Origin of the sequence: Shewanella oneidensis MR-1, from assembly GCF_000146165.2 — a bacterium.
Classification (GTDB): domain Bacteria; phylum Pseudomonadota; class Gammaproteobacteria; order Enterobacterales; family Shewanellaceae; genus Shewanella; species Shewanella oneidensis.
On the sequence record NC_004347.2, the window covers coordinates 2,512,625 to 2,538,014 of the forward strand.

The 25,390-nt window shown below is 45.4% G+C and carries 19 protein-coding genes; 10 read left to right on the plus strand and 9 right to left on the minus strand.

Annotated elements, in window-relative coordinates; translation table 11 throughout:
- Window positions 1–4 precede the first annotated feature (4 nt).
- The gene (locus SO_RS11040) at window positions 5–865 is read left to right on the plus strand and encodes a YjjW family glycine radical enzyme activase (RefSeq protein WP_011072386.1); all 861 of its coding nucleotides are present in this window, start codon (window positions 5–7) and stop codon (window positions 863–865) included.
- On the opposite strand, the gene SO_RS11045 is transcribed toward SO_RS11040, so the two are convergent.
- The 3 genes from SO_RS11045 to gyrA all read right to left on the minus strand — a co-directional run bounded on the left by SO_RS11045 (window position 862) and on the right by gyrA (window position 6,018).
- Window positions 862–1,782, minus strand: coding sequence for a LysR family transcriptional regulator (locus tag SO_RS11045; protein ID WP_011072387.1), 921 nt, complete (start codon window positions 1,780–1,782; stop codon window positions 862–864). The genes SO_RS11040 and SO_RS11045 overlap by 4 nt on opposite strands.
- A gap of 273 nt (window positions 1,783–2,055) precedes the next feature.
- Entirely contained in the window at window positions 2,056–3,153 is a 1,098-nt protein-coding gene (serC, locus tag SO_RS11050; RefSeq protein ID WP_011072388.1) for a 3-phosphoserine/phosphohydroxythreonine transaminase, read from the minus strand.
- 105 nt (window positions 3,154–3,258) lie between these two features.
- Entirely contained in the window at window positions 3,259–6,018 is a 2,760-nt protein-coding gene (gene gyrA, locus SO_RS11055) for a DNA gyrase subunit A (RefSeq protein WP_011072389.1), read from the minus strand.
- A gap of 227 nt (window positions 6,019–6,245) precedes the next feature.
- Between gyrA and SO_RS11060 the strand changes: the two genes are divergently transcribed.
- From SO_RS11060 to SO_RS11090, 7 genes are all read left to right on the plus strand, one after another.
- Complete coding sequence (locus tag SO_RS11060; RefSeq protein WP_164925708.1) at window positions 6,246–6,395, plus strand: hypothetical protein; 150 nt, start codon at window positions 6,246–6,248, stop codon at window positions 6,393–6,395.
- Window positions 6,396–6,403: 8 nt separating this feature from the next.
- Window positions 6,404–7,114, plus strand: a complete 711-nt coding sequence (gene ubiG, locus SO_RS11065) for a bifunctional 2-polyprenyl-6-hydroxyphenol methylase/3-demethylubiquinol 3-O-methyltransferase UbiG (protein ID WP_011072390.1) — start codon at window positions 6,404–6,406, stop codon at window positions 7,112–7,114.
- A gap of 1 nt (window position 7,115) precedes the next feature.
- Entirely contained in the window at window positions 7,116–7,805 is a 690-nt protein-coding gene (locus SO_RS11070) for an HAD family hydrolase (protein WP_011072391.1), read from the plus strand.
- A gap of 451 nt (window positions 7,806–8,256) precedes the next feature.
- The gene (gene nrdA, locus SO_RS11075; protein WP_011072392.1) at window positions 8,257–10,545 is read left to right on the plus strand and encodes a class 1a ribonucleoside-diphosphate reductase subunit alpha; all 2,289 of its coding nucleotides are present in this window, start codon (window positions 8,257–8,259) and stop codon (window positions 10,543–10,545) included.
- 60 nt (window positions 10,546–10,605) lie between these two features.
- Window positions 10,606–11,736 carry a class Ia ribonucleoside-diphosphate reductase subunit beta gene (gene nrdB, locus SO_RS11080; protein WP_011072393.1) on the plus strand — a complete coding sequence of 377 codons (1,131 nt, stop codon included), beginning with the start codon at window positions 10,606–10,608 and terminating at the stop codon, window positions 11,734–11,736.
- A 17-nt stretch (window positions 11,737–11,753) separates the two neighbouring features.
- A complete protein-coding gene (gene yfaE / locus SO_RS11085) occupies window positions 11,754–12,188 on the plus strand; it encodes a class I ribonucleotide reductase maintenance protein YfaE (RefSeq protein ID WP_011072394.1) in 435 nt (144 codons plus the stop codon).
- A gap of 316 nt (window positions 12,189–12,504) precedes the next feature.
- On the plus strand, window positions 12,505–13,710 hold the full coding sequence (locus SO_RS11090) for an IS256-like element ISSod5 family transposase (RefSeq protein WP_011072395.1): 1,206 nt from the start codon (window positions 12,505–12,507) through the stop codon (window positions 13,708–13,710).
- A gap of 433 nt (window positions 13,711–14,143) precedes the next feature.
- On the opposite strand, the gene SO_RS11095 is transcribed toward SO_RS11090, so the two are convergent.
- Window positions 14,144–16,162: an oxidoreductase gene (locus SO_RS11095; protein ID WP_011072396.1), complete on the minus strand. Its 2,019-nt coding sequence runs from the start codon at window positions 16,160–16,162 to the stop codon at window positions 14,144–14,146.
- Window positions 16,163–16,327: 165 nt separating this feature from the next.
- Here SO_RS11095 and sppA point away from each other — a divergent pair, with 165 nt between their 5' ends.
- Window positions 16,328–18,172, plus strand: a complete 1,845-nt coding sequence (gene sppA / locus SO_RS11100) for a signal peptide peptidase SppA (protein ID WP_011072397.1) — start codon at window positions 16,328–16,330, stop codon at window positions 18,170–18,172.
- A 110-nt stretch (window positions 18,173–18,282) separates the two neighbouring features.
- On the plus strand, window positions 18,283–19,296 hold the full coding sequence (gene ansA, locus SO_RS11105) for an asparaginase (protein ID WP_011072398.1): 1,014 nt from the start codon (window positions 18,283–18,285) through the stop codon (window positions 19,294–19,296).
- Window positions 19,297–19,366: 70 nt separating this feature from the next.
- Here the strand turns inward: ansA and SO_RS11110 are convergent, their stop codons facing one another.
- The 5 genes from SO_RS11110 to SO_RS11130 all read right to left on the minus strand — a co-directional run bounded on the left by SO_RS11110 (window position 19,367) and on the right by SO_RS11130 (window position 24,722).
- Window positions 19,367–19,648, minus strand: a complete 282-nt coding sequence (locus SO_RS11110; RefSeq protein WP_011072399.1) for a YeaC family protein — start codon at window positions 19,646–19,648, stop codon at window positions 19,367–19,369.
- Window positions 19,645–19,962, minus strand: a complete 318-nt coding sequence (locus SO_RS11115) for a hypothetical protein (RefSeq protein WP_011072400.1) — start codon at window positions 19,960–19,962, stop codon at window positions 19,645–19,647. Before SO_RS11115 ends, SO_RS11110 begins: the two co-directional genes overlap by 4 nt.
- Before the next feature lie 8 nt (window positions 19,963–19,970).
- Window positions 19,971–21,098, minus strand: a complete 1,128-nt coding sequence (locus SO_RS11120; RefSeq protein ID WP_011072401.1) for a M14 family metallopeptidase — start codon at window positions 21,096–21,098, stop codon at window positions 19,971–19,973.
- A 181-nt stretch (window positions 21,099–21,279) separates the two neighbouring features.
- Entirely contained in the window at window positions 21,280–21,963 is a 684-nt protein-coding gene (locus SO_RS11125) for a response regulator transcription factor (protein WP_011072402.1), read from the minus strand.
- Window positions 21,964–22,160: 197 nt separating this feature from the next.
- Complete coding sequence (locus tag SO_RS11130) at window positions 22,161–24,722, minus strand: TonB-dependent receptor plug domain-containing protein (RefSeq protein WP_011072403.1); 2,562 nt, start codon at window positions 24,720–24,722, stop codon at window positions 22,161–22,163.
- Window positions 24,723–25,390: the final 668 nt, after the last annotated feature.

Sequence of the window (25,390 nt, forward strand, 5' to 3'; positions counted from 1 at the left end):
GGCAATGGTTAGTCAGCTATTGCCATTTTCCTGTGTCGACGGGCCTGGCAGCAGGCTCGTGTTATTCCTGCAGGGCTGCAACTATCAATGTAAAAACTGCCATAACCCACATACCATCGGATTATGCGATGGCTGTGGCGATTGCATTGCCACCTGCCCTGACAAGGCGCTGACATTGATAAACGCTAACAATAAGCATCAGACCCATTGGGATAAAGACCGTTGTAGCCAGTGCGATACTTGTCTTGCTGTGTGTCCACAACAAGCCAATCCCAAAGTCACCCGATATACTGTTGAAGAGATCTTGGCGATTCTTCACCATCAGCGTCACTTTATTAATGGCATTACGGTGAGCGGCGGCGAAGCTAGTCTACAACTGCCATTTATTATTGAATTATTTAAAGCGATTAAGGCCTCAACGTCGTTATCACAGTTAACCTGTATGCTCGATACCAATGGCAGTTTGAGCCTCACGGGCTGGCATAAACTACTGCCCTTTTTAGACGGCGCTATGGTGGATCTTAAAGCATGGCAACGAGATACCCATAGGTACATTACCGGTCGTGATAACCATGCGGTGTTCAAATCGATTGAACTCTTGGCGCAGCAGCAAAAACTGTATGAAGTAAGATTGCTGCATATTCCAGGCATTACGGATTTTGAACAGGAGATAGACGCGCTATCTTGCTATTTACTGACACTCGGTGCCGATACGCGGGTGAAATTAAACGCCTTTCACCACCATGGCGTGGTTGATGAGGCGTTAACTTGGCCAAGTTGCACACAAACCGATATTGAAGCGTTAGCAGCCTCCCTTGCCCAGCGAGGTTTAACAAATATCGTGTTACCGTCCATCTACCTTTAACGGCTACAAAGCAGGATCTGCTCGTACAGCCAGCGTAGCGCGGGATCCTTCATACTTTGTTTATGCCACACAAGGCTGTAAGCCACTTTGCCGTATTCTATCGGTAAAGATTTGACGGTTAAGCCTTTGGCTTGGCTGGCGATGGATGCCCAGCGGCGCGAGCAGGTAAATAGCAGCTCACTGTGGTGACACATTAACGCCGCGCTGCCAAAGTCTGGCACCGAAATGGGGACGGCACGTTTTTTAGATTGCTGAGCGAGTAAAATATCAAAATAAGGCGTACTCAGATCCGTATCAGTGATGCCTATATGGCTGTAGCTTAGGTAGTCATCAAAGCTGATATGCGATTGCTTGGCCAAAGGATGGGATGAATTCATTAAGCAAATCATTTCATCACTGAACAAGGTTTCCCACACCAGATCATCTTGCGAAGGATTAGGCTGACTCAAATCATGGGGTAACAGTACAAAATCTAACGAGCCATTAATGAGTCCATCAAAACCGATATTGTCTTTGCTGTAAATATCAAGATGAATATGGGGCGCCAAACTCAAAATATGGGCGCTGAGTTTAGCGGCCAGCAGCTCAAAGGTGCTTTCGCGCATCGCAAGCGAAAAATGCCCCTCATAGTTTGTTGGGGTAAATGCATCTTGACTCATGATCTGATTCATATCATTGATCATTTGTTGCACGCTTGGGCCTAATCGTTTGGCTAAAGGCGTTGCAACCAGTGAGTTACCATTACGGTAAAACAGTTCATCATTCAAACTGTCTCGAAGCTGACTTAAGGTTTTGCTAACAGATGAAGGGCTTAAGCATAAACGTTCGGCGCTGGCGGTAACACTCAAGGTATCGAGCATCACATGCAAAGTGATTAAGTGCTTCATACTAATGCGCGAAAGCTTGGCTAAATCCATCAGTGGTTTCCTGTTGATTTATCTTCGGGATAGAATCAAAAATATAAACGTTTAATTATGATAAACAATAAGATAAAACTTACCCAATAGATTGCTAAGTATATGATCTGTTATGCGTGCCGGCTCACAGGCTTACTCTGTGCAATCGCCATTGCCGCAAGCTTATCTGGGTTGCATCTTACCAAATCCAGCCAACAAAAAAGCGAATGCATATATGCATTCGCTTTTTGCGTATAACGGCTTAAAACTTATGTGCTATAGGGTGAGCGCGGACTAAATGTTGTAATGTTTAGCCGCAAACTCGTTCATAAATGTTACCAGCGCGGCAACGCCTTCCAGTGGCATTGCATTGTAAAGGCTTGCACGCATACCACCGACGATTCTGTGCCCTTTTAAAGCCACTAAGCCCACCGCTTCGGCTTCTTTTAAGAAAGCGCCATCAAGGGATTCATCAGCCAGTTGAAAGGTCACATTCATCTGTGAGCGGTTCGCAGCCACCACACCATTTTTATAGAAAGGATTGGCGTCGATACAGGCATACAGCATTTGCGCTTTTTGCTGATTGATTTTCGCGATACTCGCCACACCACCAATCGATTTAAGCCAAGCAAACACTTCGGCCGCTAAATACCAGGCAAAGGTCGGCGGCGTGTTAAACATCGAATCATGCTCCACCGCTAAACGATAATCCATAATGGATGATTGCGGTAAACTCGGCAGTGTTAACATGTCATCGCGCACGATCACGATGGATAAGCCCGATGGACCTATGTTCTTTTGTGCGCCGGCATAGATTAAACCATAACGACTAACATCAATTTCACGCGACATAATGGTTGACGATAAATCGGCAACAATTGGCCATGGACTGTCTAACTCATCAAAAATTTCGATACCATCAACTGTCTCATTGGGGCAGTAGTGCACATAACGGTAATCGGCATCAATCTTATGCAGATCAGGCAGCACTACCGCATTGAGGCAATTATGTTTTTCAACAATATTCAGACTATCAATTTGCGCGTCTCCCGCCAGCTTTTGCGCTTCAGCTAATGCTGCAGAAGACCATTGACCACTGACTAAATACAGGGCTCGGCCTTGGTTGCCTAAAAAATTATTCACAACGGCAGAGAACTGACCACGACCACCGCCATGCATAAAGAGCACATGATAGTTTTGTGGAATATGCATCAGCTCGCGTAAATCCGCCTCAGCTTGCTTGGTCAGCGCGATAAATTCCTTACCTCTGTGGCTGACTTCCATCACGGAGACACCTAGCCCATTCCAATCGAGTAATTCCTGTTGTGCTTTTTTCATCACCGCTGCGGGTAACATCGCAGGACCTGCACAGAAATTATAAATCGCGCTCACTGCCACTCTCCTTATTTACAAACCATGATATTAGAATTCATAAAATAAAACGTTGCCATGAAAAAAACGAGCGTCCAATTGGACGCTCGTTTTCATACTCTCGAATTAGTCTTCGTCTTGCTCGTCGTCAAGCTCTTCGTCTTCGTCTAATTCTTCCAGCTCATCCTCTTCCTCTAAAGGCTCTTCTTGAACAGAGTCACCTTCAGCGATAACTGGGGCGATTGGCATACCGTTTTCATCCAGCTCGACTTCATCTTCGTCGCCTTGGATCTCATCGATACGTTGCAGACCAACCACTTTCTCGTCACTTGCGGTACGAATAATGGTCACGCCTTGTGTGTTACGGCCAATGATAGACACACCATTAGCTGGCGTACGCACTAAAGTGCCCTTGTCGCTGATCAGCATGATTTCGTCATTGCCGCCCACTTGTACCGCACCAACGACAGCACCGTTACGTTCGCTCACCTTGATCGATACCACACCTTTCGTCGCGCGGCTCTTCGATGGATATTCAGACAGCTCAGTACGTTTACCATAGCCGTTTTCGGTCACAGTTAAGATAGCGCCATCGTCCTTAGGCACGATAAGAGACACCACTCTTTGACCTTCTTCAAGCTTGATACCACGAACACCCGTCGCGCCACGACCCATTGGACGCACGCCCTTGAAGTTAATCTGTGGGTTGCCTTCTTCATCTAGCACTGGGTTGCCGTTTTCATCGAGGACGGCCACTTCTTCGCCTTCTTTAAAGCGAACCACTTTACCTTCATTCGAGAACAGCATGATCTCATCATCACCATTGGTGATATCGACACCGATCAGTTGGTCACCGTCTTTGAGGTTAACAGCGATAATACCGTTTGCACGTGGGTTGCTGTAGGCCGTCAATGCAGTTTTCTTCACGGTACCGTTAGAGGTTGCCATGATGATGTATTTATCTTCGGCGTATTCGCGTACCGGTAGAATCGCAGTAATGCGCTCGCCATCAGCCAGCGGCAGCAGGTTAACAATTGGACGACCACGGGAAGTGCGGCTCGCCAGCGGTAATTGATAGACTTTGAGCCAGTACATCTTACCGAAGTCAGAGAAGCACAAAATGGTGTCGTGGGTATTGGCAACCAGCAGTTTTTCAACGAAATCTTCATCTTTCACTTTCGTTGCAACTTTGCCTTTACCACCACGGCGCTGAGCTTGATAATCGCTCAGTGGTTGATACTTGGCATAACCTAAGTGTGACAAGGTTACTACCACGTCTTCTTCGTTGATTAAGTCTTCAAGACTCATATCAATTTCGTTGGCGTTAATCACTGTGCGGCGGGCATCGCCGTATTCAGCTAGAATTTCTTCCAACTCTTCTTTGATCACTTCCATTAAACGCTCAGGGCTGCGCAAAATAAACAGCAGACCTGCGATAAACTCGAGCAGCTCTTCGTATTCAGCGATGATCTTATCGTGCTCAAGCCCAGTTAAACGGTGTAAGCGCAGCTCAAGGATCGCCTGAGCCTGTTGCTCAGTCAGATAATATAAGCCATCGCGGATACCATATTCTGGCTCTAACCACTCAGGACGTGCTGCATCGTCACCGGCTTTTTCAAGCATGCCTTGCACATGACCGAGCGCCCAGCCCTGTTCAACCAATTTAACTTTAGCGTCAGCTGGAGTTGGCGAGGCTTTGATCAGCGCAATAATCGGATCGATGTTGGCCAGTGCGACCGCTAATGCCTCAAGGATATGGGCGCGCTCGCGCGCTTTACGCAGTTCAAATACGGTGCGGCGTGTTACCACTTCACGGCGGTGCAGAATAAAGCACTCGAGCATTTCTTTTAAGTTGAACAACTTCGGCTGACCATTAGTCAACGCCACCATGTTGATACCAAAAGAGCACTGCATTTGCGTTTGAGCATAGAGGTTGTTTAGGACAACTTCACCCACTTCACCGCGTTTAATTTCAATAACGATGCGCATACCGTCTTTGTCAGACTCGTCGCGCAGACCGCTAATGCCTTCAAGCTTTTTATCTTTAACCAGCTCGGCAATCTTCTCAATTAAACGGGCTTTGTTTACTTGATACGGGATTTCAGTGACGATAATGCGTTCACGGCCATTCTCTTCCGTTTCCACCTCAGCCAGTGCACGCATGATGGCACGGCCACGGCCGGTTTTATAGGCATCAATAATGCCCTTACGGCCATTGATAATCGCTGCAGTTGGGAAATCGGGGCCTGGAATATAGTCCATCAGCTGTTCAATCGACAACGCAGGATCAGCGATCAGCGCTAAACAGCCTTTAACCACTTCGGTTAAGTTGTGCGGTGGGATGTTCGTTGCCATACCAACTGCAATACCCGATGAACCGTTAATCAACAGGTTAGGGACGCGTGTCGGTAATACCGCAGGAATTTGTTCGGTGCCGTCGTAGTTTGGCACATAGTCAACGGTTTCTTTTTCAAGATCGGCGAGGAGCTGGTGCGCTAACTTATCCATACGGATTTCGGTGTAACGCATTGCCGCTGCTGAGTCACCGTCAACCGAACCGAAGTTTCCTTGACCATCGACTAAGGTGTAACGCAGTGAGAAAGGCTGAGCCATACGTACGATAGTATCGTATACCGCCGAGTCACCATGGGGGTGATATTTACCGATCACGTCACCGACCACACGGGCAGACTTTTTGTACGGCTTGTTCCAATCGTTCTTCAATTCACTCATGGCAAACAGCACGCGGCGATGCACAGGCTTAAGGCCATCACGCACGTCTGGTAATGCACGTCCCACGATGACGCTCATGGCGTAATCAAGGTACGAATTCTTTAGTTCGTCTTCGATATTAATTGGCGAAATAGATGATGCCAGATCAGTCATAAACTGCTCGTTCCCCTGAAAATTAGCCGACAACGTATAATCCGTATCATTGAGCGGCCCAAAAACGTGATTTGGCATTCTAACACAGTTATTTAATGTCGCCAGACCTATCCTGCGCGAATTGCGAAGGATGTGGCTTAATAGATGAAAACACTGTCAATTTACGCATTTAAACTCATAAAAATACCCTGTTGGATTAGCAATCAATCCCAACAATTGATTAATCCATGAGCATTAAAAACCGCCCTACCTCACAAACTGTCAAAGAACTGCGGATAATTGCTGAAATTTCAACCAACCACAAAGACTTAGATCCAGCCCATACTGTGTTTATCAACCTTTGTCGTTATAATAGCCGCACTATTCAGCCGCTTTAGGTAATCGCATGCAACAGAATACCAACGTAGACCCGCAGGAAATCGCAAAGTTTGAACGTATGGCCGAAACCTGGTGGGATCTTAATGGCGAGTTTAAACCGCTGCATTTATTAAATCCCCTACGCTTGAACTATATCGATCAAACCGCTGGCGGGATTTTTGGTAAAAAAGTGCTCGACGTCGGCTGCGGTGGTGGCATTTTATCCGAAAGCATGGCTCGTATCGGCGCAATCGTTGATGGCCTTGATATGGGTGAAGAACCGTTAGAAGTCGCACGTTTGCATGCGCTGGAAACTGGGGTAAGCATCAATTATGTGAAAAACACCGCCGAGGCCCATAGGGAAGATCACCGAGAATACTATGATGTGGTGACGTGTATGGAAATGCTGGAGCACGTTCCCGATCCGCAATCAGTAATCCAAGCCTGCTGCGATATGGTAAAACCCGGTGGTTTTGTGTTTTTCTCCACCATTAATCGCAATGTAAGATCCTTTGTCGAAACCATTATCGGCGCTGAATATCTACTGAAGATGCTGCCCATTGGCACCCATGACCATAATAAGTTTATTAAACCTTCTGAATTGATTGATTTAGTCGATAACACCGAGCTCATCTGCAAAGACGCCCTTGGGATCACCTATAACCCGCTAACAGGGATCTTTAAATACACCTCAAAGGTTGATGTGAACTATATGATTGCAACACAGAAGGTTGATTGAAATGAGCTTATCTGAGATTAAAGGGGTGTTATTCGATCTTGACGGCACCCTCGCCGATACCGCGCCGGATTTGGTTGAAGCCCTTAATCTCAGTTTACGCGATGTCGGCATCGCCGCTAAACCCTTAGCGGCGATGCGTAGCGCAGCCTCCCACGGTAGTTTTGCCTTAGTGGATGCCGCCATTCCAGATGCTGATGAGACGCTACGAACCCAAGTGCAACAGGGACTCCTTATCCATTATCAACGGATTAATGGCGAGCATTGCCAATTATTTGCAGGTATAGCCCCGTTGCTTGACTGGCTCGAATTACACAGTGTGCCATTTGGGGTGATCACCAATAAACCGGCACGTTTTACTCGCCCGTTGTTGAATAAGCTTAAGCTTACCGCGCGTATGTCTGTAGTGATCAGCGGCGATTCGACCCGTTACGCTAAGCCCCATACGGCCCCTATGCTACTGGGCGCCCAGCAACTGCAATGTAAGCCACATCAGATCCTCTATTTAGGGGATGCCGAGCGGGATTTACTGGCCGCCCAAGCAGCAGGCATGCTCGGCGGAGTGGCACTTTGGGGATATTTAAGTGCAACCGATACTCCCAGCACTTGGCCAGCCTACGCCCACTACCCTTCACCTTTATGTCTTCATACGGCGTTAAGCCAAGCCTTGGCAAAAATAAGTCAACAAAATTAGCTCACAATAACGGTACAGGTACGCACTGCCAGCGATTAGTAGAATTCATACTGTGGGTCAACCCCTGTGATCGCGATCGCTGCTTATTTTAGCGATCGATCACACAGTGAGATTTGGACAAAAATTCGACACAAAAGATGCGCGCTACTCTCAATTTGAGCTACAAGGTTAGTCATTACTAACGCTTTTCTTTATCCTCAAGATATCCACAAGATACCCCCTAAATTGAGACTTGCAAATGACGGCAAACCTCACTATCTTGTATCTCATCTTATTTAAAACACCATATCTTGTGTATAGGTAGCAATCAGGCACACTAGAAGTTCCCCGCTAAATCGACTATTTTCACCATAGTCAGCAGTATTAAGGGTTTTCAGGTTGATTGTTTTACAAGGAAACGTACGGTGACTGAGTTCACCTGAATAGATATCAGAACCAAGGCCTCTCTTCAATGAATAGCAATATGACAGTTACAAAACGTTGTGGTGCCCGTGAGACGATCGATCTCGACAAAATACACCGCGTAATTACTTGGGCAGCCAAGGGATTAAAAAACGTTTCTGTTTCTGAAGTTGAACTTCGCACGCATTTACAGTTTTTCGATGGGATCCCAACCGAAGCTATCCACGAAACGATCATCAAATCGGCAGCGGATTTAATTTCCCCAGAGTCACCCGATTATCAGTTTCTGGCTGCGCGCTTAGCCGTATTCCATTTACGTAAGAAGGCCTTTGGTCAGTTCGAGCCGCCCAAGTTATATGATCATGTGACTAAGCTGGTGGAGCTGGGTAAGTATGATATGCACATTCTGCAAGACTACACCCGCGAAGAGCTCGATATCATGGATACTTATATCGACCATTGGCGCGATATGAATTTCTCCTACGCAGCCGTTAAACAGCTCGAAGGCAAGTATCTGGTTCAAAATCGCGTGACCCACGAGATTTATGAGAGCGCCCAGTTCCTTTATATTCTGGTGGCGGCTTGTTTGTTTGCCCGTTATCCAAAGGAAACGCGCCTGCAGTACGTTAAAGATTTTTACGACGCGGTATCAACCTTTAAGATTTCACTGCCGACCCCCATCATGGCAGGCGTTCGTACACCTACACGTCAGTTCAGCTCATGCGTGCTGATTGAATGTGGCGATAGCTTGGATTCGATCAATGCGACCGCATCGTCTATCGTGAAATACGTGAGCCAACGCGCTGGTATCGGTATCAACGCTGGTCGTATCCGTGCGTTAGGTAGCCCAATCCGTGGCGGCGAAGCCTTCCATACAGGTTGCTTACCTTTCTACAAGTATTTCCAAACCGCGGTGAAGTCTTGCTCGCAAGGCGGTGTGCGCGGCGGTGCAGCCACCCTCTTCTATCCTATTTGGCATTTAGAAGTTGAATCTCTGCTGGTACTGAAAAACAACCGTGGCGTTGAAGATAACCGTATCCGTCATTTAGACTATGGCGTGCAACTGAATAAACTGATGTATCAACGTCTGATCAAAGGCGAAAGCATTAGCCTATTCAGCCCATCTGACGTACCCGGTCTTTACGATGCCTTCTTTGAAGATCAAGCCGAATTTGAGCGTTTGTATCTGCAATATGAGCAAGACAGCAGTATTCGTAAGAAGACATTAAAAGCGGTGGATCTGTTCTCACTGATGATGCAAGAACGTGCTTCAACGGGCCGTATCTACATTCAAAACGTGGATCACTGTAACACCCACAGTCCATTTGACTCAAAAGTTGCACCGATCAGACAGTCTAACCTCTGCCTCGAAATCGCGCTGCCAACCAAGCCATTGAATAACATTGACGATCCAAATGGTGAAATCGCCCTTTGTACACTCTCGGCATTAAATCTGGGGACAATTACCGATTTAGCGGAACTGGAGCCATTAGCTGATTTAGCCGTGCGAGCCTTAGATAACCTGCTGGATTACCAAGATTATCCAATTAAAGCTGCACAAATTTCATCGATGAACCGTCGTACCTTAGGGATTGGCGTCATCAACTTTGCTAACTACTTAGCGAAGAATGGCATGAAGTACTCCGATGGCAGCGCGAACAACCTGACACACAAGACCTTTGAAGCGATTCAGTTTTATCTGCTCAAAGCATCTATGAATCTCGCTAAAGAAAAAGGCGCATGTCCATTATTTAATGAGACCACTTACGCCCAAGGTATTTTACCTATCGATACCTACAAACGTGACCTAGATAAGATTTGCAGTGAGCCATTGCATTTAGACTGGGAAGCACTGCGCAGCGACATTAAAGAGTACGGATTACGTAACTCGACACTGTCGGCACTGATGCCGTCTGAAACCTCATCACAGATCTCAAACGCCACCAACGGTATCGAACCGCCACGGGGTTTAATCAGTGTGAAGGCCAGTAAAGATGGCCAGTTAAAGCAAGTGGTACCTGATTTCGACACCTTAAAGAATAACTATGAACTGTTGTGGCAAATGCCAAGCAACGAAGGTTACTTACAGCTTGTGGGTATCATGCAAAAGTTCGTTGATCAAGCGATTTCGGCTAACACAAATTATGATCCAGCGCGTTTTGAGGGCCGTAAAGTCCCGATGCAGACCCTGCTAAAAGACTTACTCAATGCCTATAAGTTAGGTGTAAAAACGCTGTACTACCATAACACTCGCGATGGTGCATCGGATCAACACGATGACATTACCAACATAGAGAAAGAAGATGACGGCTGTGCTGGCGGCGCTTGCAAAATCTAATCTTCAATGTTAACGGTTACGGGATCCCAATGGGATCCCGACTTATTGGAATACTCGTACATGACCTACTCTACTTTTTGCCAAACACCCAACGATGCCACCCGTGAACCTATGTTTTTCGGACAATCGGTAAACGTCGCACGTTATGACCAACAAAAATATGAAGTGTTTGAAAAACTAATCGAAAAGCAGCTGTCTTTCTTCTGGCGCCCAGAGGAAGTCGATGTGAGCCGCGATAAAATCGACTACAACTCACTGCCAGATCATGAAAAGCATATTTTTATTTCTAACCTGAAATATCAAACGCTGCTCGATTCAATTCAAGGCCGTTCGCCAAACGTGGCTTTTTTGCCACTGGTATCACTACCTGAGTTAGAGACTTGGATTGAAACCTGGTCATTCTCCGAGACCATTCATTCGCGCTCATACACTCACATTATTCGTAATATCGTCAACGATCCTTCGGTGATTTTTGACGATATCGTGGTGAACCATGAGATCCTGCGCCGTGCCACAGACATTGCAGAGTTCTACGATCACCTCATCAAACTGACCCAGATATACCACCTACTCGGTGAAGGCACCCATGTAATTGATGGTGAGCCAGTAGAGGTGAATACCCGCACCTTGAAAAAAGCCCTATACCTTTGCATGATGTCAGTTAACGCGCTCGAAGCTATTCGCTTCTACGTGAGCTTTGCCTGCTCATTTGCCTTCGCTGAACGTAAGCTCATGGAAGGTAACGCGAAAATTATTCGCCTTATTGCCCGTGATGAAGCGCTGCACTTAAACAGCACCCAGCACATCTTAACCATCATGCAGGGTGGCAAAGACGATCCTGAAATGGGCGAGATTGCAATTGAATGCCAACAGGAAGCCTACAACCTGTTCCTTAAAGCCGCCGAGCAAGAAAAAGAATGGGCCAAATACCTGTTCAAAGACGGCTCTATGATCGGTCTAAACGAGCAGATCCTCTGCCAATATGTTGAGTACATTACTAACCAACGGATGAAGTCAGTTAACCTGCCACAGCCTTACGCCGAACAGACTAACCCATTACCTTGGATGAAAAACTGGTTAGAGAGTGATGCGGTACAAGTGGCTCCCCAAGAAGTGGAAGTTTCATCCTATCTGGTCGGCCAAATCGATGCGGCCGTCGACAGTGATGAATTCCTTGATTTCGATCTCTAGTCGCTTTTGATTGCGAAATGACTAAGTTGAATCCGCTCAAGAGCCATCCATTGAACAGCCCCTTTGCCAAGGCGCCCATTGTGCGCCTGCAAGGGCAACCTGTGCTGCTATTTACTCAGCAGCACAACTCTTTACTGCAAGCACTCGAAGCTAAAAAGGTCAGGATTTTCTCTGAGTGTCGCAGTGGTTTTTGCGGTGCCTGTAAAACAAAAGTGCTAAGTGGCAGTGTCACCTATTTAACTGAGCCGCTGGCCAAGCTTAAAGCTGATGAATGCCTGCCCTGCTGCTGTATCCCCTCTGAAGATTTAGAGCTCGACTTATCGCCTGAAGGTGCTGCAGTCGTCGCCTATCCTCGCTGTAAAACACCTTCTCTGACGCAAACAAGCTCCTCAATCCCCAAGCACAATCTAAAAGCAGTCGCATTGCAAGTGAAAGAAACGATTGAAGACTAGATTGAAAACAAGTGCGTGTTGAAGTTTCAGGTTTTTTACAGCAATTTGGCTAACATTTATAGAGGAAAGCCTAAGCCAAGATAAACGAACGATAATGCAGCAGAAATGGAACCAAAGAGGCAGTTCATAATGTTGTGTCAGGCTAATTTAACTGAGAGATTATACTTTTTTAAGCGCCCATAAAAATGGATAGATAAGTGGCCATTACAGCCGCTAACGCCGCCAGATTAAGTTGAATTAAGATGCCATCTTTGTTGGTTGGTAGTGTTCAAATTTCTGTGTCATTTCTTTAAGCTATACCCAAAAGAGATGATTTATGACCACACCTACTTTTGATATCAATGCTGCCATTCAAGCACTGCGTGAAGGTAAAGACCTCACCGGCAAGGATGGCATCTTAACCCCTTTGATTAAGCAACTTACTGAAGCGGCCTTGGCGGCTGAGCTGGATAGCCACTTGACGAGCACTGAAGGCGCCAATCGTAAAAACGGTAAAACCACTAAAACGATTAAAAGCCCCCTTGGCAACTTCGAGTTGAACACGCCCAGAGACAGGGCGGGCACCTTCGAACCTCAATTAGTCAAAAAGCACCAAACCCAACTTACCGATGAAATGGAGCGTAAAATCATTGGCTTATTTTCATTAGGCTCCAGCTATCAAGATATTCGCGCGCATATCGAAGACATGTACGGCATGTCGGTGTCCAACGGCACGGTAAACGCCATTACTGACAAGTTACTACCAGAGCTTCAAGCATGGCGCGAACGCGAACTAGAGCCGCTTTACCCCGTCATATGGCTCGATGCGATTCACTATAAAATCAAAGAGAACGGTCGCTTTATTAGCAAAGCGGTTTACACCATTTTGGCGCTTAACGTCGACGGTAAAAAAGAGCTATTAGGCTTATATCTGTCTGATAATGAAGGCGCTCACCATTGGTTAAGCGTGCTAACCGACCTGTATAACCGTGGCGTTAAAGACATCCTCATCGCCTGCGTTGATGGCCTTAAAGGCTTTCCTGAAGCGATTGCAACCATTTACCCACAGACGGAAGTGCAACTGTGTGTCATCCACCAAATTCGCAACTCGATAAAGTATGTTGCCTCTAAGCATCAAAAGGCCTTTATGGCGGATTTAAAGTGCGTTTATAAGGCTGCCACCTTGAATGCGGCCGAGATGGCACTGGATGAGCTGGAGACGAAATGGGGCGATAAATACCCCGTGGTGATTAAATCATGGCGCAACAAATGGGCGCTGCTATCGGTGTATTTCAAATACCCTGACTATGTCCGTACTGCCATCTACACCACCAATGCCGTTGAAGCGGTACATAGGCAATTCAGGAAGTTAGCTAAAACCAAAGGTGGTTTTGCTAACGAGAACAGTTTACTCAAACTGCTTTACGCGGGTATATTGAAGGCCTCAGAGCGCTGGACTCATCCTATCCAAAACTGGAATTTGACGCTATCACAGCTCTCAATCCATTTTGAGGGGCGCTTAGAAAACCATATCGATCTGTGAAATTAACCTGACACAGAATTATGAACAGCCTCGTTTTCAAATATCTGACCCATCCGACAAAATCCACCCTATACCTGGACTTGAGGATGTAGTTATCTCTGATGAATTCCACAATGCTCAACGAATACCAGAAGTTAGGATAATAACCAAGAATGCAAAAAATGTTACACTAAAGCAGCTTGGGGCTGACTCAAATATTATTTATAGGGCACTTCGAAAGTGCGGCAACATTACATTATGAAATGCCTGTTAACGCACATATAACCGACCTTCGGCTAATGGACTCTCAACATGTTACTCACGTATACATCAAGCGATATTCAAGAAAAATCAATCCAAAGCACATAGAACTGTAAATCTTCCATTTGTGCTGCTGAAGAATATAAAAAGCCCGAGTTTAACTCAGGCTCTTTATTGGATTCAAACTAAAGCACTAAAGACGCATGGCAAGTTCTGCACCTTGACGAATGGCCCGTTTGGCATCAAGTTCTGCGGCGACATCAACACCACCAATCAAATGCACGGGAATACCCGAGGCTTTCATCTCATCCACTAAAGTACGGTTAGACTCTTGTCCAGCGCAGAGAATCACATTATCCACAGCCAACACTTCGACTTGTTCGCCAACACGTATATGTAGACCAGCATCATCAAACTTTTCATAGCTAACGCCCATTTTCATCTTCACATCATGCTGCTTTAACACCAAGCGATGGATCCAACCGGTGGTTTTACCTAAGCCTTGACCCATTTTCGAGGTTTTGCGTTGCAGCAAATAGACTTGTCTGTGGTCAGTATTCTCAACTTCAGGCTGCGTTAAACCACCTGCATGCTGATATTGCTTATCGATACCCCACTGTTTTAACCATTTATCAGGATTGAGGGTGCTCGACTCCGATTCACAAAGGTAATGCGCCATATCAAAGCCAATACCGCCAGCTCCAATCAGGGCCACTTTGCCACCAACTAACGCTTGGCCCGTCAGCACCTGTTGATAATCCACCACTTTGGGGCTATCAAATCCAGGCAAGCTTAACTCACGCGGTACCACGCCCGAGGCAATGACGATTTCATCAAACTTTTCGGTTTCCAGTACCTTAGCATCCAAGCGGGTATTTAAGCGCAGATCAATTTTATGCAGTTTGATTTGATTGAGGAAATAACGAATAGTCTCGTTAAACTCTTCTTTCCCAGGGATTTTACGCGCCAAGTTAAACTGACCGCCTACCTCGGATTTTGCTTCAAAAAGCACAACCTCATGACCGCGCATCGCCGCATAAACTGAAAATGCCATCCCCGCGGGGCCTGCACCCATCACCGCAATACGCTTTTTTTTACTGGTGGGTAAAAAATTAATTTCAGTCTCATAACAGGCACGAGGGTTGACTAGACAGGTAGCTCGTTTAAGCGAAAACGTATGATCTAAACAGGCCTGATTGCAACCAATACAGGTATTGATAAGTTCAGGCGTATTGGCTGCAGCTTTATTCACAAACTCAGGATCGGCAAGGAATGGCCGTGCCATTGACACCATATCCGCTTGGCCAGAGGCAATGATTTGCTCGCCAATTTCAGGGGTATTAATACGGTTTGTTGCGATTAACGGCACAGCAACCGACTGTTTAAGCTTTTGTGTCACCCAAGCAAAGGCGCCACGCGGAACACTGGTCGCAATAGTGGGTACACGGGCTTCATGCCAGCCGATCCCGGTGTTGATAATCGATACACCGGCATGTTCAAGCCACTTTGCCAGTTGTACCACTTCATCCCAAGTTGAACCATTGTCAACCAAATCGAGCATAGATAAGCGGAAGATAATGATAAAATCTTTGCCTACTTTAGCGCGGATGGCATTCACAATTTCAATTGGGAATTGTGCGCGTTTTTCAAAACTGCCGCCCCATTCATCGGTGCGGGTATTGGTGCGCGAACTGATAAATTGGTTGATTAAGTAACCTTCTGAGCCCATGACTTCAACCCCGTCATACCCTGCTCTTTTCGCTAACGCGGCGGAACTGGCATAGTCTTTAATCGTGCCACGCACTTGACGGCTCGACATTGCTGATGGCGTAAAAGGCGTAATCGGTGATTTAATCTTACTCGGCGCCTGTGAAAATGGATGATAACCATAGCGACCCGCATGCAGAATTTGCATACAGATTTTACCGCCAGCCTCATGTACCGCTTGTGTCACAATACGGTGTTTGCCAACTTGCCAGGGGAAACTGAGCTGACAGGCATGGGGTGTTAATCGGCCACGTAGATTTGGCGATATCCCGCCAGTAACAATTAACCCCACGCCGCCCAATGCGCGCTCTTTATAAAACGCTGCCAGTTTCTCAAATCCGCCCTTTTCTTCTTCTAAACCTGTGTGCATGGAGCCCATCAACACTCGGTTTTTGAGCTGGGTAAATCCCAGATCTAAGGGTTCTAATAAATGGGGAAACGACATTCAAACATCCTTTTTAAACAAGTGATTTAAATGAGCATACCTTGAGTCAAATGTAAGCTCAACAGTTGCCAGCAGGTTAAAAGTTAAAAACCTTTACAATTGTGTTTAGCCAGTGAGGGGATTTTCAGTTAGCATTGGCATAGTCGATATGCAAAGGAGTGGCTAATGTCCGCTAACCCATCGTTTTTCAAGAGAATATGCTTATTCATTTGGAACGTCCTTAACGGGACACGTAAACTTATACTCAACCTGATTTTTTTTGGTTTCTTAGCACTTATTCTGATAGCCATTGGCAGCAGTGAAGACATAAAGGTCGAAGATAACTCTGCACTTGTGCTTAATCTTGCAGGTTCAATTGTCGATCAAAAACAACAAGTTGATCCGATTGAAGCCGCGCTCAAGCAAGGTAATAACGGCAGCAGCGACGGTGAAATCTTGCTCGCGGATATTATTTATGTGATTGATAATGCTACACATGATAATAGGATAAGCACTATCGTTTTGGACTTAGCTGAGTTAAAGCGAGCCGGGATCAGTAAATTGCAATCTATCGGTGATGCCCTTAATCGCTTTAAAGAAAGCGGCAAAAAAGTCGTTGCCATTGGCAATTATTACGAACAAAACCAATATTTTCTCGCCAGCTTTGCTACTACCATTTACCTCAATCCTCAAGGCAGCGTATCCCTTGATGGATTAAGTATGTACAACCAATACTTCAAATCCGCACTCGAGAAACTCAAGATAAAAGCGCATATCTTCCGCGTTGGGACGTTTAAATCCGCTGTAGAGCCCTATATGCGTGACGATATGTCGGATGCAGCCAGAGAAGCCAGCAGTGCCCTACTCGCTGATATATGGCAAAGTTATACCCAAACGGTTGCAAAAAATCGCCAAATCGATGCCAATGCGTTAGTGCTAGATTCTCCGAGCTATCTGGCTCAGTTAGATAAAGCCGAAGGCGACTCCGCGACTATGGCCCTCAATATGAAATGGGTCGATACGCTAGCGACCGATGAAGAGTTTCGTAAAATCATGCTCGATGCCGTGGGCAAAGAGAACAATGGCGACAGCTTCAAACAGGTTAGCTTTTACGATTATTTAACCTTAGTGACACCTCTACCAAGCTTTATTGAGCAAGACAGTGTCGGCATTATCGTTGCGAGCGGTACTATTCTGAATGGTAGCCAACCTGCTGGCCAGATTGGTGGTGATAGCACGGCAGATCTACTGCGTAAGGCTCGCTTTGATAAGCATATCAAAGCACTGGTATTGCGAGTTGACAGCCCTGGCGGTAGCGCATTCGCCTCAGAGCAAATTCGCCAAGAATTGCTCGCCCTTAAAGCTGCCGGTAAACCTGTTGTCGTAAGCATGGGCAGTCTTGCGGCCTCAGGCGGTTATTGGATTTCGGCTAGTGCAGATTATATCTTCGCAACGCCAACCACACTGACAGGCTCCATCGGCATCTTCGGTATGATCACTACCTTTGAAGACTCCCTTGCAAGCTTAGGCATTCATACCGACGGCGTATCGACCTCGGAATGGGCGGGTCTGTCTGTAACCCGTACCCTATCACCGCAAATCGAGTCAGTGATTCAGCGCCATATTGAGCGTGGCTACTTAGACTTTATTTCGCTGGTCGCCAAAGAACGAAAAATCAGCTTAGAGCAAGTAGATAAAATCGCCCAAGGCCGAGTGTGGAGCGGCAAAAAAGCACTCGAATTAGGCTTAGTGGACGAGCTCGGTGATATCGACCAAGCCGTTACGAAAGCGGCCCAATTGGCGAATTTGAGCCTGTTCGATACCCGCCTCATTGAGCAAGAATTGACGCCAGAGCAACGTTTTGTGCAGCAAATGTTTGCTTCAGTTTCCGCTTATTTACCCGCATCACTCAGTCATTCAACACTACTTGAGCAAATGCTGAATCAATGGACAGGCAGCTTAAAAACTATCGCCGCATTTAATGATCCAAATCATGTGTATGTGTATTGTGATAGCTGTGTAATTAACTAAATATTAGGGATCAAACCTCAGATAAAAGCCCGAACCCTCGGGCTTTTTTATTGGGTTTATGTCAGTAAAATCGTATAATTAGCCTACGTGAAGCTAAGATAACGACAAGAATGACTAAACGCTCCATTTATGTCGCCTACACAGGCGGCACCATAGGCATGCAAAAAACCGATAATGGCTTCGCGCCAGTGGCGGGATTTCTCACCCAATGTGTACAATCCATGCCCGAGTTCTACCATGCCGAAATGCCCGAGTTTGTGATCCACGAGTATTGTCCACTCATCGACTCATCGAACATGGCGCCCACCGACTGGCAAATGATCGCCGACGATATAAACGCCAATTATGATAAGTACGATGGCTTTGTCATTCTCCACGGCACAGATACCATGGCCTATACCGCATCGGCGCTGTCATTTATGCTGCAGGGTTTATCAAAACCTGTGATTGTCACTGGCTCACAAATCCCTTTGGCACAGCTACGATCTGACGGTCAAACCAACCTGTTAAACTCTCTGTATATTGCCGCAAACTATCCTGTGGCTGAGGTTTGTTTATTCTTTAATAACAAACTGTTCCGCGGTAATCGCTCCACTAAAGCCCATGCTGATGGTTTTGATGCATTTGCCTCGCCTAACTTTCCATTACTGCTCGAAGCGGGGATCAAAATTAATTTGCGTGCAGGCAAAATAGCCACGCCGAGTAATAACCCCTTGGAAGTGGCCAATATCAGCCCTCAGCCCGTGGGCGTCGTCACTCTCTATCCCGGTATTTCAACTCAAATTTTTGAGAACATACTGCAACAACCCGTTAAAGCGCTAATATTGCTTACCTTTGGAGTGGGAAATGCGCCGCAGGATGTTGCGTTACTCAGGACCCTAAAGCAAGCTGATGAACGTGGCATTGTGCTAGTTAATTTGACCCAGTGTTTTCAAGGCAAAGTGAATATGGGTGGTTATGCGACAGGAAATGCCCTCGCCAAAGCGGGTGTGATTAGCGGCGCGGATATGACAATAGAAGCTGCATTGGCCAAGTTGCATTATCTACTCTCGAAAAACTTAAAGCCGATTGAGATTAAAACCGCTATGCTGCAAAACTTGGTGGGTGAACTCAGCCCGGACTAAAAAAGACTTTATTGCACCCACAAAAAAGCCCATGAATATGGGCTTTTTAATAGGGTTAAGCTAACTGAAATTACAGGTCGTCTGCTTTGAACTCAGCTATCGACTCACCACGAAACTGTTTCTTCAACTCAGCCTTGGATAACTCGTTTAATTTGCCGCCAGCCCCAATGGTGAAATGATCTGTCTGCTCTAAGCGGCGTGCTTGGTATAGCATCACCACTTGTAATGTCGATTCACGTTGTGCTTCCGTTAAGACAGTGCCATCTTCCCATTTGCCTAATTCTGCTGCGCTGCGCAGTCTGTCGTAGACTTCAACAGGCATTTGGTCGATCACTTGATTTATGTCGGTCATACACTCTTTCGCTTATGTAATACGATTCTGACGCGGGCAATTAAATAACCCACAAAACCAAATACAAAACAGATTCCCCCAATGGTGGCGCGTAATCCTTCGGCGGGCTCTCCCCCCCAAAACCAAATGACCACTCCGGCAATGAACAAAGTCATGGCCATAAAACTTTGGTTCATCAAGCTGCTGGATTTTTGAATATGGCTTATCCGCGTAATCGAGCCATTATCACCACTGGTTTTAGCCTCACAATGCGGGCAAGCAGGTGCTTTGCTCGACATCCGTTTGCGGCATACTGGACATTCAATTAATGCCATAGTCGCACCTATCTTAACTTATCTACCACAGCGAGCATGGCAATTAATGAGGCTTCGCCTAAGTAAATGCTGCGCTCAGGAGACCAACCCACAAAAGGATCTTGCAGGTTGTTGTTGTCTTTAAATGGCATTTCAAGGGTATTGGATAAACAATCGAAGTTTTGCGCTACCCAATTCGACGCCACAGTTAGGTTGGCTTGACCAGGTTCATCTTTGGCGTAACCAAATTCGGTTTGGAAATCGGCGCTCGCAAGGGTCAATGCCTGACTAAAATCGGCTTGCAGTTGCCCCAATCTGTCACTGTAACCGGGCACCCCTTCGCAACCCGCGAGGAACACATAAGGCAGACCTTCGTCACCGTGGACATCGTAGAATAAATCCACGCCGGTTTGCTGCATTTTATGCACGACTTGGTACACCTCTGGGCTTCTTTCTAAACTCGGCGTTTGCCATTCGCGGTTAAGGTTCACACCAATCGCATTAGTTCGTAGATGACCTCTAACGCTACCATCGGGGTTCATATTGGGTACAATGAAAAAGTTTGCTTTATCAAGCAATGCCTTAGCTGTTGGGCAATCATTATCAAGCAGGCGATTAACCAACCCTTCAACTAACCATTCCGCCATAGTCTCGCCGGGATGTTGTCTTGCTGTGATCCAAATATTGCGCTTGTCTGGATTGCCATCACCGACTTTCATCAAGGTGATATCACGGCCATCCAAGGTTAAGCCTAAATGCTCTAGATTCACATCGGGATGCAATTGCGCGTTGCTGAGTAAATCTAAATGGCGCTCATAGCTGTACGGCGCAAAGTAGGCGATTTGAATCGCATCACAATCCAGTTCGAGCTGAATACTTAGCTTGCCATCAATATATTGAGTTGGTACACGGAACCAATGTTGACGATCATAACTGGCAACCGCGTAGTAATCCTGCCAGCCTTTAGGATAGGAAGCCGTACCAGCATTGATGATATTTAAGGTGTAATGATTACCCACCTCACCTTCGAATCTGAAGTTAAACCATTGATAAAACTCACCGCCCGCATCGGGACGGATCGCCAGTTGAATATCGTCTTTATTATCAAGATTGATGACTTGGATATTTCCGCCATCAAAATTGGCACTGATCCGCATAATGATTCCTACTTGGTTATTCACGTGAGGGTAATGATGCTTAACATGCATCTACTTTTATGCCCATTAGAATAAACCAAATCGGTTTCAGGGGAAAATGAAAGCGACCAATTTTGCCTAAGATGCCATCAGTCGTGCTTTTATTCATCAGTGCCTCGGTGAATCGACTCACAGAGGGCGCTTAAGCGCTAAAACTGTATCCTTGGCCGCGAACGGTGTTGATTAAAGTACGCGGTAAGCGGGTATTGGCCAGTTTTCGCCGAGTATTACTGATATGCATATCTAGATTACGATCAAATCGACCTAAATCCTTCTGCAATACCGACTTTTGCAGCTCCTGCTTAGTGATCACTTGCCCTTTACGTTCAAAGAGATACTTAAATAACCTAAACTCGGTTTGGGTTAATTCAACAGCATGTTTGCCGATAGTAATCTTGTAGGCAGTTTCGTCAAATCTAACCGATTGAATTGTTGCGACTTGCTCAACGGCCATTGGCGGCTTGGGCCGCTGCACTAACCGTCGCTCTATGGCCTGCAAACGTACCAATAGCTCCTTAATGCTAAAAGGCTTAGTCAAAAAATCATCTGCACCAAGTTCATAGCTTCGTATCCTGTCTTCTTCATTATCGCGGGCTGATAACATCATTATCGGCGTCATACACTCCCTTGCCTGCAATAGCTCAAAACCATCCATTTGCGGCATTACCAGATCGAGCATAACGATATCGGGCGCAAAAGAGCGGATGCATGTAAGCCCTTCAACACCATTTACTGCACATTTAACCTCATGTCCTTGTGCTTTGAGCACATCAGTTAACCACACTCGGAATAAAGGATCATCATCGACTAACAGTATTCTACTCATTTCTAAGCACCAAACGAGAATCAATATCATTTATATTACCATAACTAAATATTTGTCACTAGCATTAGAAGATGATTAAAAATCAGTTTTCACTTAATTGTGATCTGTTTGGCAGGTATTGATAACAATGAGAAACTTTTTGTACCTAAAAGAAAAGCGCCCTAAGGCGCTTTTGAGGATAAGCTAAATCTTGAAGATTAGAACTTAACAGTCACACCACCATAAATGGTACGACCAACTGTGTCGTAAACTTGTGGAACTGTTCCTGCGTCACTACCGTTAGTAACGTATAGAGGCTTCTCATCAGTCAAGTTCTTCACACCTAAACTAACAGTGGTGTTATCAGATACATGATAGGTGCCAGAAATGTTGTGATACAGAATTGAATCAACACCTCTTACAGCAACGAATGGATTGTCGTTTGCATCATAATCAGTGTAAACATCTGTCATCGATCTGATATAGCGGTTGAAGTACATTACGCTCCAATCATCTTGACCTGCAGAGATGCTGAAGTTGTTACGAACGCGAGCATAAGCTCCCATATTACCGTCGATTGTACCAGTATAGTTTTCACCATCCTGCTCGAACTTAATCAAGTAAGTAGTATCGTTACTCACTTTCCAATCTAATCCAAATAACTCGAAGTTATAGGCTAAGTTGAAGTCGATACCGCTAGTGTCTTGTGAACCTACGTTAGTCAGCGCACTTGTCAAGTTGAATAAGTCACCATCCGCAGTAATATTGAATGTGCTACACGCTTCTGCATCACCAGCATGACAAGCATCTAATCCAACTTGCACGTCTGCACGAGCAATGGCATCAGTTACTTTGAAACGCCAGTAGTCAAGAGTAATTGACATGCCATCAATATAACTTGGAGAATATACTAAACCAGCAGTGTATGACTCAGACTCTTCAGGCTTTAAATCTGGATCTGATGTACGATTAACTAAAATCTGACCTGTTTGTTCACTAGCCGGTAACCAAGGATTCGTTAAATAGTCAAAAGATCCTGAGTTACCACCGTAGAGTTCAGCAACGCTTGGCGCTCGGAAACCAGTAGCGGCCACAGTACGGACCATTAGCTCATCCGTTGCTGTATAAGTTAAACCAATTTTCCACGTGGTTGCTTTACCGAAGGTTGAGTAATCATCTAAACGCAGTGCAAATTCACCCGTTAATTTTTCAGTAAACGGTACACTCACTTCTTCGAAAATAGAGATAACATTATAGTTACCACTTGTTGGATCTTGCTGCGCGGCAGTACTATCACCAGCAACGACAACTGGATCGGGATTATAAAAACCACTCTCACGGCGGTATTCTGCACCAATCGCGAAACCTACAGCACCAGCGCTTAGGTCAAATAGCTCACCATTTAAGCCTGCTGACAGCGTTTGTTGTTCGTTGCCACCGGTTGATTGCTGTTGATAAGAAACATCCTTCATGTCATCAGTCAAAGGGGAACCTTCAAACCAAGCATATGGATCTGCATAGATTGAATTAGCCATTAATGTTGCGTTAATTGAGTTATCAACACCAGTTTTGGCTTCGTTCTTACCAAAGGTGTAATCCACATTCCAATTCATACCAGTATGAACGTCTAAAGAGCCCGCTAAGCCAGCAGATAGACGCCAAGTATCAGTGTCTTGATTGTAAATACGAGGACCTACATCATTCATACGTCTGTTGTATTGGACTTGTCCACGAGCATCTGCTTTAATCCCAGCATCAATCATACCTTGGTCAAGGGTAAGACAACCTGCTGTTGGATCTTGGACTCTTGGGTCACCACACACGTTTAGCTTGATTTGAGCAGGTTGTGCCGCAAGTTGTTGGTTAGAACGGCGATTGGTATAGATAGCGTCGGCAGTCAGCACCACATCATTGCCTAGCTCCTGCGTCATATTTGCAAATAAACTCCGACGTTCACTCGGTGTTTGGAAATAGACGTCATTTGAGTAGTCATAGGTCTCTGTTCTCTTAACCCAATTACCATTGGCATCAATGACTTTTTGATTTAATGTACCAGTTGGAATAATTGAGCTAGTGTTATCCAGTGGGTCATACCAATCACGGTCGCCTTGGATCACTCCACGACGGTCAGAATATGCGGCACCAAATGTGTAGTTACCACCATCGGTGTTAAAACCATACAGTGCGCTGACATCACCGCTTTGACCATCGCCTTTATCGGTTCCGCTACCGTTCATATCAAACTGGAAGCCTTCAAAGTCCTTCTTAGTGATGATGTTCACTACACCAGCAATCGCATCAGAACCGTATACTGCTGAAGCGCCATCTTTCAGGATTTCAACGCGAGCGATCATCGCGACTGGGATTGAGTTTAAGTCCACAGCGCTGTCAGCACCTGAACCAGAGTTCACCATACGACGACCATTTAATAGTACGAGAGTACGTTGAGAACCCATACCACGTAGGTCAACCTGCGCAACACCGTCTGCACCATTGTTGGTGGTTGAACCTACAGCCGCACCCGCCATTGAGGTTTGAACTTGTAGCATTTGGTCTACAGAGGTAAAGCCTTCAGCTTTAATTGCTGCAGCATCAATAACGGTAACAGGAGAAGCTGTTTCCATATCTTGACGTTGAATACGTGAACCCGTCACTTCAATACGTTCAACTTTTGCTGTCTCTTCAGCCGCAAATGCGCTTGATGCAACAAAGGCACCCGCAGCAATTGAGCTAACGACTGCTAAATTAATAGCCGACGCCACTTTGGTTCTTTTGATCATGAATGAATGCTCCCTAGATCTTACTATTATTTTTATGCTTACAGCTTGTACAACTAATTGCTGTACTACTGTTGCGCTTGATACTGAGGATTCACTTTCATTCAGTCAACGTCCATTTTTTTAACCTACAACTACAAAATGTTTATTTATTTATAATCAAGTGTTGTTTAATTGTGACAGCAAAATATTGAATGCTTACACATAGGATTATTTAGCATTAATAAACCGAATTTACCAATTTTAAAGAGATTTTCACTGTTAAAAAATAAACATTCACGCAACACATCAACGAATCAAAAGTGTGATTTTAATCACACTTTTTCAGCGATAAACTATCTAACGCACAGAATGTTGTGGTGTCTAATAATGAAAAAATATGCATATAAGTAATTAATGCTATGCTAAAGATTGAGTAAACATCAGCAGTTTCAATGCCTCAAATGATACAAAATGAATAACTTGTGATTTTTATGCACCACAAAGGCACATAAAACACAAATGCAACAATTAATTGTCAAGTTAGCACAGAAGGATATTCCTTTGATTGGATGCGGCAGGCTTACAAAAGTACAAACAAGTGAATAGGTAATACTGAGAAAAATGAGAAATAAAAATTGACTAAAACTATCTTTAATAACTTTTAAAATAGGTTAAACAAGTCAAATCTC

Coding starts and splice junctions, on each gene's coding strand:
- SO_RS11040 (WP_011072386.1), top strand. CDS start 5: ATGGTTAGTCAGCTATTGCCATTTTCCTGTGTCGACGGGCCTGGCAGC.
- SO_RS11045 (WP_011072387.1), bottom strand. CDS start 1,782: ATGGATTTAGCCAAGCTTTCGCGCATTAGTATGAAGCACTTAATCACT.
- gyrA (WP_011072389.1), bottom strand. CDS start 6,018: ATGACTGATCTGGCATCATCTATTTCGCCAATTAATATCGAAGACGAA.
- SO_RS11060 (WP_164925708.1), top strand. CDS start 6,246: ATGAGCATTAAAAACCGCCCTACCTCACAAACTGTCAAAGAACTGCGG.
- ubiG (WP_011072390.1), top strand. CDS start 6,404: ATGCAACAGAATACCAACGTAGACCCGCAGGAAATCGCAAAGTTTGAA.
- SO_RS11070 (WP_011072391.1), top strand. CDS start 7,116: ATGAGCTTATCTGAGATTAAAGGGGTGTTATTCGATCTTGACGGCACC.
- nrdA (WP_011072392.1), top strand. CDS start 8,257: ATGAATAGCAATATGACAGTTACAAAACGTTGTGGTGCCCGTGAGACG.
- nrdB (WP_011072393.1), top strand. CDS start 10,606: ATGACCTACTCTACTTTTTGCCAAACACCCAACGATGCCACCCGTGAA.
- yfaE (WP_011072394.1), top strand. CDS start 11,754: ATGACTAAGTTGAATCCGCTCAAGAGCCATCCATTGAACAGCCCCTTT.
- SO_RS11090 (WP_011072395.1), top strand. CDS start 12,505: ATGACCACACCTACTTTTGATATCAATGCTGCCATTCAAGCACTGCGT.
- SO_RS11095 (WP_011072396.1), bottom strand. CDS start 16,162: ATGTCGTTTCCCCATTTATTAGAACCCTTAGATCTGGGATTTACCCAG.
- sppA (WP_011072397.1), top strand. CDS start 16,328: ATGTCCGCTAACCCATCGTTTTTCAAGAGAATATGCTTATTCATTTGG.
- ansA (WP_011072398.1), top strand. CDS start 18,283: ATGACTAAACGCTCCATTTATGTCGCCTACACAGGCGGCACCATAGGC.
- SO_RS11110 (WP_011072399.1), bottom strand. CDS start 19,648: ATGACCGACATAAATCAAGTGATCGACCAAATGCCTGTTGAAGTCTAC.
- SO_RS11115 (WP_011072400.1), bottom strand. CDS start 19,962: ATGGCATTAATTGAATGTCCAGTATGCCGCAAACGGATGTCGAGCAAA.
- SO_RS11120 (WP_011072401.1), bottom strand. CDS start 21,098: ATGCGGATCAGTGCCAATTTTGATGGCGGAAATATCCAAGTCATCAAT.
- SO_RS11125 (WP_011072402.1), bottom strand. CDS start 21,963: ATGAGTAGAATACTGTTAGTCGATGATGATCCTTTATTCCGAGTGTGG.
- SO_RS11130 (WP_011072403.1), bottom strand. CDS start 24,722: ATGATCAAAAGAACCAAAGTGGCGTCGGCTATTAATTTAGCAGTCGTT.